The organism is Halopseudomonas pelagia CL-AP6, from assembly GCF_000410875.1.
In the GTDB taxonomy this organism is placed as follows: Bacteria; Pseudomonadota; Gammaproteobacteria; order Pseudomonadales; family Pseudomonadaceae; genus Halopseudomonas; species Halopseudomonas pelagia.
This window is the reverse complement of sequence record NZ_AROI01000006.1, coordinates 278,072-296,102: the sequence shown is the minus strand read 5'-3', so window position 1 is coordinate 296,102 and position 18,031 is coordinate 278,072. Positions and strand designations below refer to the sequence as shown.

Here is an 18,031-nt window from a genome sequence, read left to right as displayed (position 1 = left end):
CGAGTCACGATCCCTATGGATATGCAACACCGAATCAGGCAACTGTTTACTGACAGCATTGAAACCAAAACCCGCGCCATGGACGTGCTGGGGCCAAGCATCGAACAGGCCAGCCAACTGATGGTCAATTGCCTGTTGAATGAAGGCAAGATTCTGACCTGCGGCAACGGTGGCTCGGCCGGTGACGCGCAACATTTTTCATCGGAACTGCTGAACCGCTTCGAGCGCGAGCGGCCCAGCTTGCCTGCGCTGGCGCTGACTACTGATAGCTCGACCATTACCTCAATCGCTAACGACTACAGCTACGACGAAATTTTTTCCAAACAGATTCGCGCCCTGGGCCAGCCTGGCGATGTATTGCTGGCAATCTCGACCAGCGGCAATTCCGGCAACGTACTCCAGGCCATTCAGGCCGCGCATGATCGCGACATGCTGGTAGTCTGCCTGAGCGGGCGAGACGGCGGCGCCATGGCCTCTCTGTTGCTACCCGAAGATGCTGAAATCCGCGTCCCGGCACGCTCGACTGCGCGCATTCAGGAAGTGCATCTGCTGGCTATCCATTGCCTGTGTGATCTTATTGATCGTCAACTCTTTGGGAGCGAAGAATGAAACGCCTCGGAACCCTGCTAATAGTCTCTCTGCTGCTTGCAGGCTGCAGCTCGGTGCTCACCGCGACACGCGATACGCCTATGGAAGGCAATCAAGGCACCAGAACCCTCGGCAGCACCATTGACGATCAACTGATAGAAACCCGCGCAGGGGTCAATATCGCTAAGGCCCATTTGGATCTGGAACAGTCATCCCGGGTTGCCGTCACTAGCTATAACGGCGTGGTGCTGCTTGCCGGACAGGTGCCACGCCAAGAGCTCAAGGACCTGGCCGAACAGGTGACCAAAAACGTGCAGCGCGTCAAGGTAGTACACAACGAGCTGACCGTTGGCGATAACTTGCCGCTGCTGGCTCGCAACAATGATGCCTTGATTACCACGAGTGCAAAGGCACGTATGCTCGGTGACAGCACCATCCCGGGTCGCCGCATCAAAGTCACTACAGAGGCTGGGGTAGTCTATCTGCTGGGCCTGGTGCGCCGCAGCGAAGCCGATCTGGCCGTCAATGCCGTTCAGCAGGTGGGTGGCGTACAACGTATCGTGAAGTTATTCGAATATATCGACTGAGTCTGCTTCCTCACTTGGCAGAAAAAAGCCCGGCGCCGGATATCTCCGGGTCGGGCTTTTTCATTATGCTATTCGAGCAATATCCGCCGCGCTTATTTAACCACTTTCAACGCAGGCCTGGCTGGCTTACTGCCAGTAGAGCCCTTGCTTGGTACTGCGCCTTCTTTTGCAGAGGGTGACTCTGAAGACGGCGGCTGCGGCGCAGGCTCTACCTCGAAGACCATACCCTGACCATTCTCGCGCGCATAAATAGCCATTACCGCCTGAGTAGGTAACCATACCTGCTGAGCTACCCCGCCAAAGCGGCCATCAAAACAGATTTTCTCGTTATCCATTTCCAGATGACGTATCGCGCTGGGCGCCAGATTGAGAACAATCTGTCCGGCTTCGACAAAGGACTCGGGAACCACGGTATCCGGATAGTGGGCATTGACCAGCACATAAGGCGTGCACTGGTTATCCAATATCCATTCATAAAGTGAGCGAATCAGGTAGGGTCGGCTTGAGCTCATTTGAGCCATGCGGGCCTCCTATTGTTTGGTGAATTGCTTACTGCATTTCCTTCTCGGCCGCAGACAAGCTACCGAGAAAACCTTCACGCTGGAAAATTCTGTCCATGTAATCCTGCAACGGTTTGGCCTGCTTGGGCAGCTCAACACCGAGAATCGGCAAGCGCCAGAGGATTGGAGCAATACAGCAATCAACCAGGCTGAATTCCTCGCTCATGAAATACGGCATTTCAGCGAACACAGGGGCTACGCCGATCAAACTTTCACGCAGCTCTTTGCGCGCCTTGGTGACGGCAGCCGTCGGCGTCTTGGGATTGGCAATGGCATCCACCAGACCGCACCAGTCACGCTGAACACGAAACATAAGCAGGCGAGTATTGGCCCTGGCTACCGGATAAACCGGCAGCAACGGCGGATGCGGGAAACGCTCATCCAGATACTCCATCATGATATTGGGCTCGTAGAGCACCAGATCACGGTCCAGCAAGGTGGGAACACTATTGTAAGGGTTATTCTCAGCCAGCTCTTCAGGATGGTTGTCGGGCTCAACGTTGATGACGTCAACGGTAACGCCTTTCTCCGCCAGAACGATACGGACACGATGACAGTAGTGGTCACGTGGATCAGAGAAAAAAGCCATCGAAGAACGCTTGTTGGCGGTAACGCCCATAAATCAACCCTCATCCATTAGCGGATTGCGGTAACAACAGATCGCGCTGCTGCGCAGGTACGCAAGACGGGCTCATAACAAGAACCGCCTCAATTAGTAGTGACGCATTATACCCCAGAAACAAGAGCGCGCCCCAAAGGGCGCGCAATTGATCCTGAAAAAGCGTTAGTTAGTGAATATCTCTCCAATACTCACGCTTGAGCAGGTAGGCAAACACGAACAAGAACGCAAGATAAAGCAGCACGTAGGTACCGATGCGATGACGCTCCAGCTTGATCGGATCAGCCGAGTAAGCCAGGAAGTTCACCAGGTTACGCACCGTGGTATCAAACTCTTCCTCGGATTGGGTGCCAGTACCTTCAACCACGGTCAGCACATCGCACTGCTCGTCTTTGAGGGTATCGCCGCTCAGCGGATCGCGCTGAACCTTGCCGCTTTTGTCCGTTACCGGCATAGCCTTGCAACCAATCACCTGGCGCCCCTGAAGCTCAGCCAACACGTTAGGCATGCCGACGTTGGCAAAAACCTTGTTGTTGACGCCGTAGGGGCGGGAAGGATCTTCATAAAAGGTCTTCAGGTAGCTGTATAACCAGTCTTCACCACGAACACGGGCAACGTTGGTCAAGTCAGGTGGCGCAGCACCAAACCACAGCTTGGAATCAGCCTGACGCATACCAATCTTCATATGGTCGCCGATCAGACTACCTTGAGAAAACACCAGGTTATCGAGCATCAACTCTTCCGGAATGTCCAGGTCGGTCGCGACACGCTCATACCGCTGGTATTGCGCGGAATGGCAACCCATGCAGTAGTTAACGAAAGTACGCGCGCCGTCCTGCAGAGAGGCCTTGTCATGCGGGTCGATATTAGCCGACTCCAATGGCGCACCGGCTGGCGCTGCCAGGGCCACTACGGGCACGAGTGCAAACAACAGTGCAATCAATTGCTTTTTCATTAGCCAGTAACCCTCTCCGGGACGGGTTTAGTCTTCTCCATGCTGGAATAGAACGGCATGAGTATGAAGAAGGCGAAGTACAAAACGGTGCAGATCTGCGAAATCAGAGTCCGAGTGTCATTACCGGGGATAGCACCCAGAATACCCAGGATCACAAAGGAGATGCAGAACACCACCAGCGCAACTTTGCTCATCCAGCCTTTATAGCGGATGGAGCGTACTGGACTGCGGTCCAGCCAGGGCAGCACAAACAACACGGCAATCGCAGCACCCATGGCCACTACACCCGGGAATGCCGAACCACCAATAGCCGGAACTGCGCGCAAAATCGCGTAGAAGGGCGTGAAGTACCACACCGGTGCAATGTGAACAGGCGTTTTCAGCTGATTGGCAATCTCGAAGTTGGGCTTTTCAAGGAAGAAGCCGCCCATTTCGGGGAAGAAGAACACCACGATGCAGAAAACAAACAGGAATACCACGACGCCGACAATATCCTTGACGGTGTAGTAAGGGTGGAATGCGATACCATCCAGCGGCTTGCCATTCTCATCCTTGTGCTTCTTGATATCCACGCCGTCCGGGTTGTTGGAACCCACCTCATGCAGCGCAATGATGTGCAGAACCACCAGTCCAAGCAGGACGATCGGCAAGGCGACTACATGCAGCGCGAAGAATCGGTTCAGGGTGATCCCGGAGATCAGATAGTCGCCACGAATCCACTGCTGCAGGTCCGGCCCGATAAACGGAATCGCACCGAACAGCGAGATGATCACCTGCGCCCCCCAGTAGGACATTTGCCCCCAAGGCAGCAGATAGCCCATGAAGGCTTCAGCCATCAGCACCAGATAGATGGTCATGCCAAACAACCAGATCAGCTCACGGGGCTTTTGGTAGGACCCGTACATGATGCCGCGAAGCATATGCAGATAGATCACCACGAAGAACGCAGAAGCGCCGGTGGAGTGCATGTAACGTAACAGCCAGCCATATTCGACATCACGCATGATGTATTCGATGGAGGCGAATGCGCCATCGCCCGAGGGCTCGTAACTCATGGTCAGCCAAATACCGGTCACAATCTGGTTGACCAGCACCAGCATCGCCAGCGAGCCGAAAAAATAGAAAAAGTTGAAGTTCTTGGGAGCGTAGTATTTGGTCAGGTGATCTTCGACCACCCGATTAACGGACATCCGCTCGTTGATCCAGTTATTCAGCTTGCTCATCAGGCAGACTCCTCATCCAGGCCGATAACAATGATCTCATCGGTCTCATAGGAATGGGGTGGGACCGGCAGGTTCAACGGGGCAGGCTGCCCGCGGTGGACACGGCCAGCCATATCGTAACGGGAGCTGTGGCAGGGGCAAAAATAGCCACCCTTCCATTCGTTACCCATGTCGGCGGAAGCCACCTCGGGACGAAACAAAGGAGAACAGCCCAGATGCGTACAGATACCCATGACCACCAGCACCTCCGGCCTGATCGCCCGGGTGTGCAGATCGACATAGTCGGGCTGATCTGAGGACTCGGACTCAGGATCAGCCAGAACAGCGACATTCTCCTCGAGGATTGCTAGCGCCTCGGGTGTACGGCGGGAAATAAACACAGGCTGGCCGCGCCATTCAGCAATAATCTGCTGCCCCGCTTCCAGCTTGCCGATATTTACCCGGACCGGCGCACCTGCCGCCTTGGCTCTGGCGCTCGGGAACCACGATCCCACGAAGGGTACTGCCACCCCTACGGCTCCGGCCGCACCCACAACACCTGTGGCTGCCACCAGGAAGCGACGCCGGCCATTGTTAACGCCGTCATTACTCATCCAGTCGTCTCCCATCTGCTAATTCAGGCCTTTTGTAAGCCCTTTTAAGAGTTTTAATCCGCATGCACAAAATGAATCCGATGTTAATGAAAAACCCCATTTTTGACAAGGTGAAGTATTCATCATTAACCACAGAGATCCGGCTAAACACCTTGAATTACGGAGCTTTCCAGCGCACTAGAGCGTAAGCGGCATTTTGCCGCAGATACAAAAACGCCCGGTATCCAATAGGAGGCCGGGCGCTTTGCGGGTAAGTCTTGCGACTTAACGCTTGGAGTACTGAGGACGCTTACGCGCTTTACGCAGACCCACTTTCTTACGTTCAACTTCACGAGCATCACGCGTAACGAAACCAGCTTTGCGCAACACGCCACGCAGTGTTTCGTCATATTCCATCAGAGCACGAGTGATACCGTGACGGATCGCGCCAGCCTGACCAGTAGTGCCGCCGCCTTTGACGGTGACAAACACGTCGAACTTGGAGACGTTTTCAGTCAGTTCCAGCGGCTGGCGAACAACCATGCGCGCTGTCTCACGACCGAAGAAGTTCTCGATGGTGCGGTTGTTGATCTGGATGCTGCCATTACCCGGACGTAGGAACACCCGAGCGGTGGCAGTTTTACGACGGCCAGTACCGTAGTTTTGTGTCGCCGACATAGTATGCTCCTATTAGACCTTGAGTTCTTGGGGTTGCTGAGCCGCATGCGGATGAACTGCACCTTTGTACACTTTCATCTTGCGGTACATTGCACGACCCAAGGGGTTCTTCGGCAACATGCCTTTGACGGCTGACTCGATGATGCGCTCTGGAGCACGTACAACGAGCTTTTCGAAGCTGATCGACTTGATACCGCCCGGAAAACCGGAGTGGCTGTAGTAGATCTTGTCCTGAGCCTTGTTACCCGTCACATGAATCTTTTCCGCGTTGATGATGACGATATAATCGCCAGTATCGACGTGCGGCGTGTACTCGGGCTTGTGCTTACCGCGAAGGCGTGTAGCCACTTCGGTAGCCAGGCGACCCAGGGTCAGACCGGTAGCATCTACAATGTACCAATCGCGTTTTACGGTTTCAGGTTTGGCGCTGAAGGTTTTCATTAATCCTAGCCTCAGAGGCCACTCTTGTTTAGAAGAGGGCGAATCTTACAGAATGAAATGTGTTTTTACAAGACAACAAAGCCTAGAACAGACACTCAGTGGGGGCTGCGTGGGTCTGGGTGGCATCTGCGCTGTAAACAACAACGACAGGCTAGGCATCCTGTCGAAAGTGGCGGCATTATGCCAAGGGAGCTAAAAATTACAACCCTTATTTACATTTACCGCTACTTTAGCTCAGCTTATGGTCAATAATCAGTCCTTTACCGATCCACTGGGAGTAAACCCATGCAATACCGCCCACTCGGCCGCAGCAAACTCAAGGTCAGCGCACTCTGTCTCGGCAGCATGACCTGGGGCGAACAGAACACCCAGAAGGACGCCTTTGCCCAAATTGATCGGGCCAAGGATGCGGGGGTCAACTTTATCGATGCCGCTGAGATGTACCCGGTTCCGCCGGTGGCAGCGACCTACGGCGAAACCGAGCGCATTATCGGCAATTACTTTGCTGAGCGAGGCCATCGCGAGAACTGGATATTGGCCAGTAAGGTGGCTGGCCCCGGCGACTGGCTACCGCACATCCGCGACGGCAAGACGCGCTTTAATCGCGACCACCTGACCGCTGCGCTGGACGCCAGCCTGACACGCCTGCAAACCGACTATATCGATCTTTATCAGTTGCATTGGCCGGATCGCAACACCAATTTTTTCGGCAACCTTGGCTACAAACACAACCCCGACGAGCTTATAACCCCGATCGAAGATACCCTCGAGGTACTCGATGAGATGGTCAAAGCTGGCAAAATTCGCCATATCGGCCTGTCTAACGAAACGCCCTGGGGCGTCAGTCGCTTTTTACATCTGGCTGAGAGCCGTGGCTGGCCACGCATTGCATCGATTCAAAACCCCTACAATCTCCTCAACCGCAGTTATGAGGTGGGCCTGGCAGAGATGTCTCTACGCGAGCAAACGGGTCTTCTGGCCTACTCGCCATTGGCTTTCGGCACACTGACCGGTAAATATCTAAATGGTCTGCGACCGGAAAAAGGCCGGCTGACACTATTTAGCCGCTTCAGTCGTTACACTAACCCTCAGGCGCAAAGGGCCTGTGCTCGCTATGTGCAGCTCGCCCGAGATCACGGCCTGGACCCGGCACAAATGGCATTGGCGTTCGTCACCCGACAACCCTTCGTCACCAGCAATATTATTGGTGCCACCAACATGGATCAGCTCAATCGCAATTTGAGCAGCGTGAACATGGGGCTGACCGACGCCATCCTCGAAGCCATTGCCGAGATCCATCAGAGCCAACCCAACCCAGCACCCTGATTTCACGTTCGCAGATTTGCACTGTCGCGGGGCCATCCTCGCGGCAGCCGCTTAACCATTCAGCAATATTGCTACGACTAACGAGCCAAACAAGACACTTGCGCCAAACCTTAAGATGCTTTAGTCATATACTGGCCGAAACAGCCTATAATAATGAGCCATATGACAACACCTATTACTCCACCCTCAACGCCCCTGCGCCAGGTGGCCATACTCGCCACTGACGGCGTCATCGCCTCCACCCTTATGCAGGCCAAGGATTTTTTCCACATGGCCAGCCTGCGCGACGGCAGACGCCGAGGCCACGGCCTGACACCAGGGTTCCGTACTTCCATCGTCGCCCACGACACCCTGCCAGTCACCAGCTTCAGCCAGGACCGCATTGCCACAGACGCCACCCTCAGCGCTCTGCGTCCGCAATTGATCATGTTGCCGGCATTTTGGGGCGATTTCGATCAGATGCTTGAGCGTTATCCCGATGTGGTTCCCTGGTTACAAGCAGAACATGCCAGGGGTACGTTGATCAGCGCAGAGGCTACTGGGGTGTTCTGGATTGCCGCCGCCGGATTATTGAATGGCCGCGAAGCCACCACCTATTGGCGCTTTTTTGAAGAGTTTAGCGAGCGCTTTCCCGATGTGATTTTGTGCAAGGACAAACACATCACCGATGCCGACAATATCTACTGCGCGGCCGGCGTCACCTCTGGCTGCGACCTGGCCATTCACCTGATTGAGCGGCTGTGTGGCAGCCAAGTAGCGCAAGCGGTGGCACGCGACACCCTATATGAAGTGCAGCGCAGCTATACCCCTGGCATCATCGGTTTTGGTGGGCAAAAGCTGCACCAGGACGTAGCAATATTGCAGATCCAGCACTGGCTAGAGGAACATTTTTCCGACAAATTCCGCTTTGAGGACGTCGCCAGCCAGCATGGCATGAGCATCCGCAATTTCATGCGACGCTTCCAATCCGCCACCGGTGACAAGCCGCTGCATTATTTGCAGCGGCTGCGCATTGAGACGGCAAAGAACCTCTTGAGCACGACAAGGCGCAGCATAAAAACCATCAGCTACGATGTGGGCTATGACGACGCGAGCTTTTTTGCCCGGCTCTTTCGCCAGCATACCGACCTGTCACCGAATCAGTATCGCCGCCAGTTTCAACAATCCAGCCACTGAGATCCGGACATACGGAACGACCTCAGGGCTTGTGCGCACGGGCAAGGAACTCGTGCGACTGCATCTCCAGCAAGCGACTGAGCGTACGCTGAAACTCGAAACTCAGACGCCCACCGGTATACAGATCTTTTAATTCGACCTCGGCGGACAAGATCAGCTTGACGTTGCGGTCATAGAACTCGTCAACCATATTGACAAAACGTCTGGCCATATCGTCCTTGGACGCGTCCATTTGCTCGACATTGGCCAGCAGTACTGCGTGGAATACTTTTGCCAGCTCGATGTAATCATTCTGGCTACGCGGGCCATCACACAGCTCGCGAAATTCGAACCAGCCGACGTCCTCACAGACTCGAATGGAACGAACCGATCGATTTTCGACAGTCAGCACTTCACCCTCTACCGACTCTTCCAGATCCGGCACCAGGCTCTCGTAGCTCTGCTGCAGGCTGGCATTGGCACCTTCGTCCAGCGGCCAGTAATACAGCTCCGCCTGCTCCAGCGCCCGCAGTCGATAGTCCACACCGTTGTCTACGTTGACCACCTCGGTGTGGCTATTCAACAGCGCAATCGCGGGTAGGAAGCGAGCGCGCTGCAGGCCATTCTTATACAGGCCGTCGGGCACAATGTTGGATGTGGCCACCAGCGTCACACCATTTTTGAACAGCTCTTCCATCAAGGTACCCAGAATCATCGCATCGGTGATATCCGAGACAAAGAACTCGTCGAAACAGATAACCCGCGCCTCTTCGGCAAACTGGCTGGCGATCAGTGTCAACGGGTTCTTTTCCCCTTTGAGCCCCTTCAGCTCATGATGCACGCGCTGCATAAAGCGGTGAAAGTGCGTGCGCATCTTGCGCTCGAACGGCAACGCGTCAAAGAAGGTGTCCACCAAATAGGTCTTGCCCCGCCCTACCCCACCCCAGAAATACAAACCCTTGACCGGTTCGGCCTTTCTTCCCAACAGTTTTCCGAACAGGCTGGACTTGCTCGATTCGGCCGCCACCAACTCATCAAAAAGGCGCTGGAGATGGCGCACCGCCTGCTCCTGCGCGGGATCGCGGACAAAATCTGGACGCTGAAGATCAGCCTTATAGCGTGCAAGGGGTGTCATAGGCGGGTGACCCTAGGCTAAGTCAATGGGGGCGGTACTCTACCGCCCACCATGATGGTTGGCAATCAACCTAAGTTAAGGAGGTTTTCCACGGACTCTTTCAGCTCCACGAGCCGGCCGTGAAAGAAATGCCCGGTCTCGGCAAAGCGCTTTACCTCAACTCCCGGCTGCCCCTCAAGCAAACCGAATACGGCCGAGGGCGCCACCACGTCGTCCGCCTCGCCCATCATCACCACTGCAGGGCACGCCAGCGGCATCAGCTCGGCAAAGGGATGGCGCTCTACGGAAGGAGCCACCAACAGCAGGCGCGCGGGCGCGGTAGTCATTAGACCTGCTGCGGCAGCGGCCACATAGCCACCGAAAGAGAAGCCCATCAACCACAGGGGCAGGTCGAACTCATTCTGCGCCCATTCAACCACCGCCAGGCAGTCATCAATCTCGCCCAGACCACCCGTTTGCTGCCCCGCACTTTTGCCCACGCCACGAAAATTGAAGCGTACTACACAGGCATGCTGGTCTCGCGCTGCACGCATCAGCGTATGCACCACCTTATTAGTCATCGTTCCGCCCTGCGCCGGATTTGGATGACAAACCACTGCCAGGGCGCGCGGATTATTTACTCGGGTCACCAGCAGCTCCAATACTCCTGCCGGCCCCTCAATCATCAGACGCTCTTCCGTACTGCTGCTCATTAACGCTTCTCCCGTGACTGCTAACCTTTAACTGTCGTCGCAACCTGTAACTGCCGTCGCAAAAGGGTAGCAGATACAGCGCATCGGTAGGCAGGCTCCCAGGCAATTTGACCAAAGCAGCATGCAGGGCACTAGCCTTGGGATTGAAATGCCGTTACCGTTAGAGCTAAAGCGTATCGTCTATATCAAAGTATTCGACCAATCAGACATCATTGAGGGACCCAAGGTGCAAGCAAGCGAAAACCTCTGGATTGCAGCCGCGATTGCCCTGGCACTGGGCATCGTCATCGGCATTATTCTCACTCAGCTGGCCCGACGCGTGAGCGGCGGCAGCACGACTGGTACTCAGGCCCAACTTGAGAGCCTGCAACTGCGTTTCGAAGAATATCAGCAGGAGGTGTCGAGTCATTTTAAAACCACCGCCAACCTGGTATCGCGCCTGAATCGTAGCTACAAGGATATTCAAGAGCACCTGACCCAGGGCGCCATGGACCTGTCACCGGACGACATAACTCGACAGCGTCTTTTGGCGGCACTGGAAGATCAGGTCGGCCCGTCCGTGAGTACGCGCAGCACGTCGGAACCGGTATTCGACAGCCTGGAGCCACCGCGTGATTACGCGCCCAAGATGCAGGATATGCCAGGCACGTTGTCGGAAAGCTACGGTATCAAGCGCAAGCCCTGATTCAGCCCCGCCCGCGACGGCGTCGCGGGCAACTTGTCCGGACACCATCCAGCATGCCGGTCACCGACCAAAACCCCTTCTTCTCTTTCAGCAAAGACAACCCCGGACTGCTAGTCATCTCCGGGGATTGGTTGCTTGAGCATTACAGCCAGTTACGGCGTCTGACCGCAGCGGCCCAGCGGCATGCCACAGCCATCACTCAAGTCGATATGGAGCGCCTGGACAAGCTGGATACCGCCGGCGCCCAATTACTTGCAGAGCTGCTGGGCCGGGCGCAACTGGAGCAGTTGACCGACCAGCCAGGACAGCTACCCGAGGAGCGTCGAATACTGCTGCGACGAATAGCGCAGAGTCTCGATGAGAAAGAGGCACACCGACCACGCAGTGGCTCCCTGCTGGTCGAGCTGCTGGAGCGCACCGGCAAGGCAACAGCGGTATTTTGGGGGCATCTGGTTGAGCTGCTCGGCTTTACCGGCCTGACCCTGGCCAGCCTGGCAGCCAACCTGCTACGCCCGCGCAGGTGGCGCGTCACCGCCGTGGTCGCACAAATAGAGCAGACCGCCCTGAACGCGGTGCCCATTGTCGCACTGCTGACGTTTATGGTCGGAGCCGTCATCGCCTTTCTCGGTGCCACCGTATTGGACAGCTTTGGCGCGAGCATCTATACCGTCGATCTGGTGGCTTTTTCGTTCCTGCGCGAGTTTGCCGTACTGCTGACGGCTATTTTGATGGCCGGCAGGACCGCTAGCGCCTTCACCGCACAGATTGGCTCCATGAAAGCCAATGAAGAAATTGATGCCATACGCGCCCTGGGCCTGAATCCAATGGACATTCTGGTGCTCCCCAGAGTATTGGCCATGCTCATCGCTCTGCCGATTCTGACACTCGTAGCGATGCTGTCAGGCCTGTTCGGCGGCGCCCTGGTCTGTGCCCTGGCGCTGGATATATCACCCACCATGTTTCTCAGTATGCTGCAGCAGAATGTCGAAGCCCGGCATTTCTTCCTCGGCATCGCCAAGGCGCCAATTTTTGCCCTGCTGATTGCGATTATCGGCTGCCTGGAAGGGCTGAAGGTCAGCGGCAGCGCCGAGTCGGTCGGTGAGCACACCACCTCGAGCGTGGTGCAGTCGATATTCGTTGTCATTCTGGTGGATGCCATGGCCGCGATGTTTTATATGGAGATGGGCTGGTGAATACAGTGGCTGACACATCCGCACCGCTGGTTCAGGTCAATGGCCTGCTGAACCGCTTCGGCACGCAAACGATCCATGAGAACCTTGACTTGGATATTTACCAAGGCGAAATTCTTGGCGTGGTTGGCGGCTCAGGTACCGGCAAATCGGTACTGCTGCGCTCCATTGTCGGCCTGCATCGCCCGGACGCCGGCAGTGTTCGTGTATTTGGCAAGGATCTGCAGGCACTCAGCAATGAAGCGCGCTCGCAGTACGAGCGACGTTTCGGGGTGCTTTTCCAGCGGGGCGCGCTGTTTTCCTCACTGACCGTCGCCGAGAACATCGCACTACCCTTGATAGAACACTCGGGACTCAGCCGTGAAGACGCGGAGCATTTAGCCAAAATGAAGTTAGCCCTGGCCGGGCTACCGGCCTTGGCCGGGGCCAAATATCCGTCCGAACTGTCGGGCGGCATGGTCAAACGGGCCGCTCTGGCCCGGGCACTGGCGCTTGACCCGGACATTCTGTTTCTGGACGAACCCACGGCGGGCCTTGACCCCATCGGGGCGGCCGCGTTCGACGACCTGATCAAAATGCTGCGCGATGCCATGGGCCTCACCGTGTTCCTGGTCACCCACGATCTGGATACCCTGTATGCCATCTGCGACCGAATCGCCGTATTATCGGATCGTCGGGTCCTGGTAGCGGACACGCTGGAGAATGTGGCAGCCACCGATAACCCGTGGATCCAGGATTACTTTCATGGCCCCCGCGGCCGCGCCGCGGCTCAAGCCGTCAACCGTCAACACCCGTTGGAGTCCAGTCGCTAATGGAAACCCGAGCCCATCACGTTTTGATTGGCCTGTTCACCCTGATTGCCGCAGGGGCGGCCATATTCTTTGCCATCTGGTTAAGCAACACCAGCACCAGCACGGAATACAAGAACTATACCGTGGTCTTCAACCAGGCCGTCACCGGCCTGTCCCGCGGCAGTGCAGTGCAATACAGCGGCATCAAGATCGGCGATATCAGCACGCTGAGCCTCGACCCAAAAGACCCCCGCCGGGTACTGGCGCGCATTCGCGTCGAAGCCAACATCCCGATCAAGGAAGACACCCGTGCCCGACTATCATTCACCGGCATCACCGGAACCTCAGTCATCGAGCTCAGTCATGGCGAACCCTCCAGCCCGTTGCTGATCGGCAAAGGCAATCAAGACCCGATCATTGTCGCATCGCCTTCGCCCATATCGGCACTACTGGCCGATGGCGAGGATCTGATGACCAATATCAATCAGCTTATGTCCAGCGCACGGAGCATTCTCTCCGACGAGAATGTCGGCAGTTTCACCCGCACTATGGAGTCCATCGAGAAAGCCACTACCAGCATCGCTGAGCAGGGCGACAATCTGGACGTGCTGATCAACGAGCTGACCACCGTCAGCCGCCAGGCCGGCCAGACCCTGGAACAAACCACGCAGCTGATGGCCAATGCCGACAGCCTGCTCAACGATCAGGGCAGCCGCACGCTGGATGGGGCAGAACAGGCTTTGGCTTCCATCGCCCGCACCAGCGCCGTCCTGGAGGGCATGCTGACGGACAATAGTGAGGCCTTCGCCACCGGCATGCAGGGTTTGGGTCAGCTAGAACCAGCCATCAACGAACTGCGCGGTAGCCTAGGCTCGCTACGCAGCATCACCCGCCGCTTGGAAGACAACCCGACCCGCTTCCTGCTGGGCCGCGACAGTATCGAGGAGTTTGAACCGTGAACAAGCGCCATTTCCTGACGCGTACCGCCATGGCCGCGGTTGCCGCGATGTCACTGGCGGCATGCTCGGTATTGCCTGAGTCGGAGCCCCTATCGGTTTACCAATTACCGGCCCCGCAAATGCAAGCGTCACCTGCAGCCCAGTCATTACCCTCATTGCGCATCAATACCCCGCAAGCTGGCTTTGCACTAAGCAGCCCACGCATGCTGGTCAACCCCGATGGCGACCAGGTCAGCACCTACAAAGGGGCACGCTGGACCGACCCGGTGCCGGCTCTGCTGCGCGAACACCTCGCTAAAGCCTTTACCCAACAGGTATCCGCGACCGGGATCACAACCGACGAGCATGCGCTGCGCTCTGACGTGCATTTGGGCAGCGATCTGCGCCAATTTCAGGTGCGCTACAATGGCTCATCACCCAGGGCCGTTATTGAATTGGACGCGCGACTGATCAACCCAAATTCACGCAGTGTGATCGCCGCGCAGCATTTTCTGGTTGAACAACCCCTCGACAACCCGCAGATTGCAGGCGTCGTCAGCGGTTTCAAATTGGCCGCAGACGAACTGGCAGAACAACTGATTCGCTGGAGCACCGAGAGTCTGCAAGGCTACGAAGTAAAATAAGGTTGCGAGCAATAAAAAACCGCCATGCAGGCGGTTTTTTATTGCTCAGCAGCCCACCTCACTCCCACTCAATGGTCGCTGGCGGCTTGCTGGAGATGTCGTAGGTTACCCGCGACACACCAAGGATTTCGTTAATGATGCGGTTGGACACTATCTCTAGGAATTCGTAAGGCAGATGCGCCCAGCGTGCGGTCATAAAGTCGATAGTTTCCACCGCACGCAGCGCGATAACCCACTCATAGCGGCGGCCATCGCCCACTACCCCTACGGACTTGACCGGCAGGAACACGGCAAAGGCCTGGCTGACTTTCTGGTACAGATCAGCCTTGTGCAGCTCTTCGATAAAAATGTAATCCGCGCGGCGCAGAATATCGGCATAGTCCTTACGGACCTCCGCCAGAATGCGCACACCCAAACCCGGACCAGGGAAAGGATGACGGTAAACCATGTCATAGGGCAGACCCAGCTCCAGACCAATCTTGCGCACCTCGTCCTTGAATAATTCACGCAACGGCTCGACCAGCTCGAAGGCCATGTCGTCTGGTAAGCCGCCGACATTGTGGTGCGATTTGATTACATGCGCCTTGCCGTTCTTCGAGCCTGCCGACTCAATCACATCCGGATAGATGGTGCCCTGGGCCAGGTATTTCACGCCCTTGAGTTTGGTCGCTTCTTCATCGAAGACTTCGATAAAGGTACGGCCGATAATCTTGCGCTTTTCTTCCGGGTCAGTCACACCCAGCAGCCGCGAGAGAAACTTGTCTTCGGCGTTGACGCGAATTACTTTCACGCCCATGTTCTCGGCGAACATGGCCATTACCTGCTCGCCTTCATGCAGACGCAGCAGGCCGTTATCGACAAACACACAGGTCAGTTGCTCGCCAATCGCCTGATGCAGCAATGCTGCGACCACTGAAGAGTCCACGCCGCCAGACAGGCCAAGCAATACGTTGGCCTCACCGACCTGGGCACGCACGTTGGCCACCGCGTCTTCAACGATGTTCGACGCCGTCCACAGTGCTTCACAACCGCACAGATCCAGAATGAAACGCGACAGAATGCGTTGGCCCTGGCGGGTGTGAGTGACTTCCGGGTGGAACTGCACACCATAGAAGTGGCGGCTTTCATCGCCCATCGCGGCAATCGCACAGCTGGGTGTGCTGGCCAGAAGATGAAAACCCTCGGGCAGATCGATGACCTTGTCGCCGTGGCTCATCCATACATCCAGGCTCAGCAGACCATCATCGTCGATATGATCTTCAATACCGGACAGGAAGCTGCTTTTGCCAACAATGTCCACTCGCGCGTAACCGAACTCATGCTTTTCCGAACCCTGCACCTTGCCGCCCAACTGCTCGGCCATGGTTTGCATGCCGTAGCAGATGCCCAGCACCGGCACACCCAGTTCATAGACGATACTCGGAGCACGCGGCGAACCTGCCTGCGGCACCGATTCAGGACCACCGGCGAGGATGATGCCCTTGGGGGCAAAGGCGCTGATCTCGGCCTCGTCCATATCCCAGGCGCGAATCTCACAATAAACCCCAATTTCACGCACACGGCGGGCGATCAATTGAGTGTACTGCGAGCCGAAATCCAGAATCAGGATGCGGTGGGCGTGGATGTCTTGATGGAGCATAGGAGCTTTCCTTCGGACAGAGCTTGAAGCTGTAAGCTGGCAGCGAAAAGCTAGAAGCTGGCGCAGGTGCGTCCAGCTTCAGTCTCAGGCTGCCAGCGCCTGATGCATTCTTGAATCAACCGACGCGGTAGTTCGGCGATTCTTTGGTGATCTGCACGTCATGGACGTGGGATTCGCTCATACCCGCACTGGTGATACGCACGAACTGCGGCTTGGTGCGCATTTCCTGAATATCACTGCTGCCGGTATAGCCCATAGATGCCCGCAGGCCGCCCATCAACTGATGGATGATGGCTGCCAGCGACCCCTTGTAAGGCACCCGGCCTTCGATGCCCTCGGGCACCAGCTTCTCGGCACCTGCACTGGAATCCTGGAAGTAGCGATCCGATGAACCCTGGCTCTGCGCCATGGCACCCATCGAGCCCATACCGCGATAAGCTTTGTAGGAACGGCCCTGGAACAGCTCGACCTCACCCGGCGCCTCTTCGGTGCCAGCGAACATCGAGCCCATCATCACCACCGAAGCGCCAGCAGCAATGGCCTTGGCCAGATCACCGGAGAAGCGTATGCCGCCATCGGCAATCACCGGCACATTCATACCCTTGAGCGCCGTTGCCACGTCAGCAATTGCCGATATTTGCGGCACACCAACACCCGCAACGATACGCGTGGTGCAGATAGAGCCCGGACCGATACCTACCTTGACTGCATCCGCGCCGGCTTCGGCCAGCGCCAAAGCCGCTTCGGCCGTAGCAATGTTGCCGCCAACGACCTGAATCTCTGGATAGTTTTCCTTGACCCAGCGAACCCGCTCGATCACACCACGTGAATGACCGTGCGCAGTATCCACTACCACCACGTCAACACCGGCTGCTGCAAGCGCGGCAATCCGCTCGGCTGTATCCGCACCAGTACCCACCGCCGCGCCGACCAGCAGACGGCCCTGATCATCCTTGGTGGCATTCGGGTAGGCGCGGGACTTTTCGATGTCTTTGACGGTCATCATGCCCTTGAGGCCGAAGTTGTCATCAACGATCAGCACTTTCTCGATGCGATGGCGGTGTAACAACTCGCGCACCGCGCCCGCACTTACGCCCTCCTTGACCGTAACCAGCTTCTCTTTGCCGGTCATGACCTCGCGCACCTTGGCATTCATACGGATTTCAAAACGGATATCGCGGGCGGTCACGATGCCGACCAGTTCGCCTGCAGAGAGAACCGGCACGCCGGAAATATTGTTAACGCGGGTCAGCTCGACCAGTTCGCCCACAGTTGCGTCGGCATCAATGGTAATCGGATCTTTGACCACACCGGCTTCAAACTTTTTCACCTTGCGAACTTCGGCAGCCTGCTGCTCGACGGTCATATTCTTGTGAATGATCCCCATGCCACCTTCCTGCGCCATGGCAATCGCCAGACGGGCTTCGGTAACGGTGTCCATTGCAGCGGACAACAGGGGGATATTGAGTTCGATGCGCCGGGTGAGCCGGGACTTGAGACTGACGTCCTTGGGCATGACCTCAGAATATCCGGGCACCAGCAGAACATCATCAAAGGTAAGGGCTTCTTGGCTTACACGTAGCATAGCAGGGCTCCCGAGCGGGAAAATGGAA

General features: G+C 56.5%; 20 protein-coding genes. 9 read left to right on the top strand and 11 right to left on the bottom strand.

All coding sequences use genetic code 11. The features are described 5' to 3' along the window. Positions 1-15 precede the first annotated feature (15 nt). Positions 16-609 (top strand): phosphoheptose isomerase, encoded by a 594-nt coding sequence (locus tag K787_RS0105825; RefSeq protein WP_022961856.1) that lies wholly within the window; start codon positions 16-18, stop codon positions 607-609. Further along, entirely contained in the window at positions 606-1,175 is a 570-nt protein-coding gene (locus K787_RS0105820; protein ID WP_022961855.1) for a BON domain-containing protein, read from the top strand. The genes K787_RS0105825 and K787_RS0105820 overlap by 4 nt, the downstream gene beginning before the upstream one ends. Before the next feature lie 92 nt (positions 1,176-1,267). Here the strand turns inward: K787_RS0105820 and K787_RS0105815 are convergent, their stop codons facing one another. From K787_RS0105815 to rplM, 7 genes are all read right to left on the bottom strand, one after another. Next, positions 1,268-1,687, bottom strand: coding sequence for a ClpXP protease specificity-enhancing factor (locus tag K787_RS0105815; protein ID WP_028614646.1), 420 nt, complete (start codon positions 1,685-1,687; stop codon positions 1,268-1,270). A gap of 37 nt (positions 1,688-1,724) precedes the next feature. Then, positions 1,725-2,354, bottom strand: a complete 630-nt coding sequence (locus K787_RS0105810) for a glutathione S-transferase N-terminal domain-containing protein (protein ID WP_022961853.1) — start codon at positions 2,352-2,354, stop codon at positions 1,725-1,727. Between the two features lie 169 nt (positions 2,355-2,523). Next, a complete protein-coding gene (locus tag K787_RS0105805) occupies positions 2,524-3,309 on the bottom strand; it encodes a cytochrome c1 (protein ID WP_022961852.1) in 786 nt (261 codons plus the stop codon). Continuing rightward, a complete protein-coding gene (locus K787_RS0105800) occupies positions 3,309-4,532 on the bottom strand; it encodes a cytochrome b (protein ID WP_022961851.1) in 1,224 nt (407 codons plus the stop codon). Before K787_RS0105800 ends, K787_RS0105805 begins: the two co-directional genes overlap by 1 nt. Further along, positions 4,532-5,125: a ubiquinol-cytochrome c reductase iron-sulfur subunit gene (gene petA, locus K787_RS0105795; protein ID WP_022961850.1), complete on the bottom strand. Its 594-nt coding sequence runs from the start codon at positions 5,123-5,125 to the stop codon at positions 4,532-4,534. The genes K787_RS0105800 and petA overlap by 1 nt, the downstream gene beginning before the upstream one ends. A gap of 264 nt (positions 5,126-5,389) precedes the next feature. Next, positions 5,390-5,782, bottom strand: a complete 393-nt coding sequence (gene rpsI / locus K787_RS0105790) for a 30S ribosomal protein S9 (RefSeq protein WP_022961849.1) — start codon at positions 5,780-5,782, stop codon at positions 5,390-5,392. 12 nt (positions 5,783-5,794) lie between these two features. After that, positions 5,795-6,223, bottom strand: coding sequence for a 50S ribosomal protein L13 (gene rplM / locus K787_RS0105785; RefSeq protein ID WP_022961848.1), 429 nt, complete (start codon positions 6,221-6,223; stop codon positions 5,795-5,797). Positions 6,224-6,508: 285 nt separating this feature from the next. Between rplM and K787_RS0105780 the strand changes: the two genes are divergently transcribed. Both K787_RS0105780 and K787_RS0105775 read left to right on the top strand, forming a co-directional pair. Next, positions 6,509-7,549, top strand: coding sequence for an NADP(H)-dependent aldo-keto reductase (locus K787_RS0105780; protein WP_022961847.1), 1,041 nt, complete (start codon positions 6,509-6,511; stop codon positions 7,547-7,549). Positions 7,550-7,711: 162 nt separating this feature from the next. After that, the gene (locus K787_RS0105775) at positions 7,712-8,725 is read left to right on the top strand and encodes a GlxA family transcriptional regulator (RefSeq protein ID WP_022961846.1); all 1,014 of its coding nucleotides are present in this window, start codon (positions 7,712-7,714) and stop codon (positions 8,723-8,725) included. Positions 8,726-8,747: 22 nt separating this feature from the next. Here K787_RS0105775 and zapE read toward each other — a convergent pair whose 3' ends face one another. Beyond that, positions 8,748-9,839 (bottom strand): cell division protein ZapE, encoded by a 1,092-nt coding sequence (gene zapE, locus K787_RS0105770; RefSeq protein WP_028614645.1) that lies wholly within the window; start codon positions 9,837-9,839, stop codon positions 8,748-8,750. A 65-nt stretch (positions 9,840-9,904) separates the two neighbouring features. Further along, on the bottom strand, positions 9,905-10,531 hold the full coding sequence (locus K787_RS0105765) for an alpha/beta hydrolase (RefSeq protein WP_022961843.1): 627 nt from the start codon (positions 10,529-10,531) through the stop codon (positions 9,905-9,907). A 148-nt stretch (positions 10,532-10,679) separates the two neighbouring features. Here K787_RS0105765 and K787_RS0105760 point away from each other — a divergent pair, with 148 nt between their 5' ends. From K787_RS0105760 to K787_RS0105740, 5 genes are read left to right on the top strand one after another with little or no spacing between them, the layout of a single operon-like run. After that, positions 10,680-11,216 carry a Z-ring associated ZapG family protein gene (locus K787_RS0105760; RefSeq protein WP_152486787.1) on the top strand — a complete coding sequence of 179 codons (537 nt, stop codon included), beginning with the start codon at positions 10,680-10,682 and terminating at the stop codon, positions 11,214-11,216. Positions 11,217-11,269: 53 nt separating this feature from the next. Continuing rightward, on the top strand, positions 11,270-12,409 hold the full coding sequence (locus K787_RS22315) for an MlaE family ABC transporter permease (RefSeq protein ID WP_022961841.1): 1,140 nt from the start codon (positions 11,270-11,272) through the stop codon (positions 12,407-12,409). A gap of 5 nt (positions 12,410-12,414) precedes the next feature. Beyond that, positions 12,415-13,218 carry an ABC transporter ATP-binding protein gene (locus K787_RS0105750; RefSeq protein WP_028614643.1) on the top strand — a complete coding sequence of 268 codons (804 nt, stop codon included), beginning with the start codon at positions 12,415-12,417 and terminating at the stop codon, positions 13,216-13,218. After that, complete coding sequence (locus tag K787_RS0105745) at positions 13,218-14,156, top strand: MlaD family protein (protein ID WP_022961839.1); 939 nt, start codon at positions 13,218-13,220, stop codon at positions 14,154-14,156. The genes K787_RS0105750 and K787_RS0105745 overlap by 1 nt, the downstream gene beginning before the upstream one ends. Continuing rightward, entirely contained in the window at positions 14,153-14,779 is a 627-nt protein-coding gene (locus K787_RS0105740) for an ABC-type transport auxiliary lipoprotein family protein (RefSeq protein ID WP_022961838.1), read from the top strand. The genes K787_RS0105745 and K787_RS0105740 overlap by 4 nt, the downstream gene beginning before the upstream one ends. A 58-nt stretch (positions 14,780-14,837) precedes the next feature. Here the strand turns inward: K787_RS0105740 and guaA are convergent, their stop codons facing one another. Together guaA and guaB are read right to left on the bottom strand one after the other, a co-directional pair. Beyond that, complete coding sequence (gene guaA, locus K787_RS0105735) at positions 14,838-16,418, bottom strand: glutamine-hydrolyzing GMP synthase (protein ID WP_022961837.1); 1,581 nt, start codon at positions 16,416-16,418, stop codon at positions 14,838-14,840. A 115-nt stretch (positions 16,419-16,533) separates the two neighbouring features. Beyond that, the gene (gene guaB, locus K787_RS0105730) at positions 16,534-18,003 is read right to left on the bottom strand and encodes an IMP dehydrogenase (protein ID WP_022961836.1); all 1,470 of its coding nucleotides are present in this window, start codon (positions 18,001-18,003) and stop codon (positions 16,534-16,536) included. Positions 18,004-18,031 lie beyond the last annotated feature (28 nt).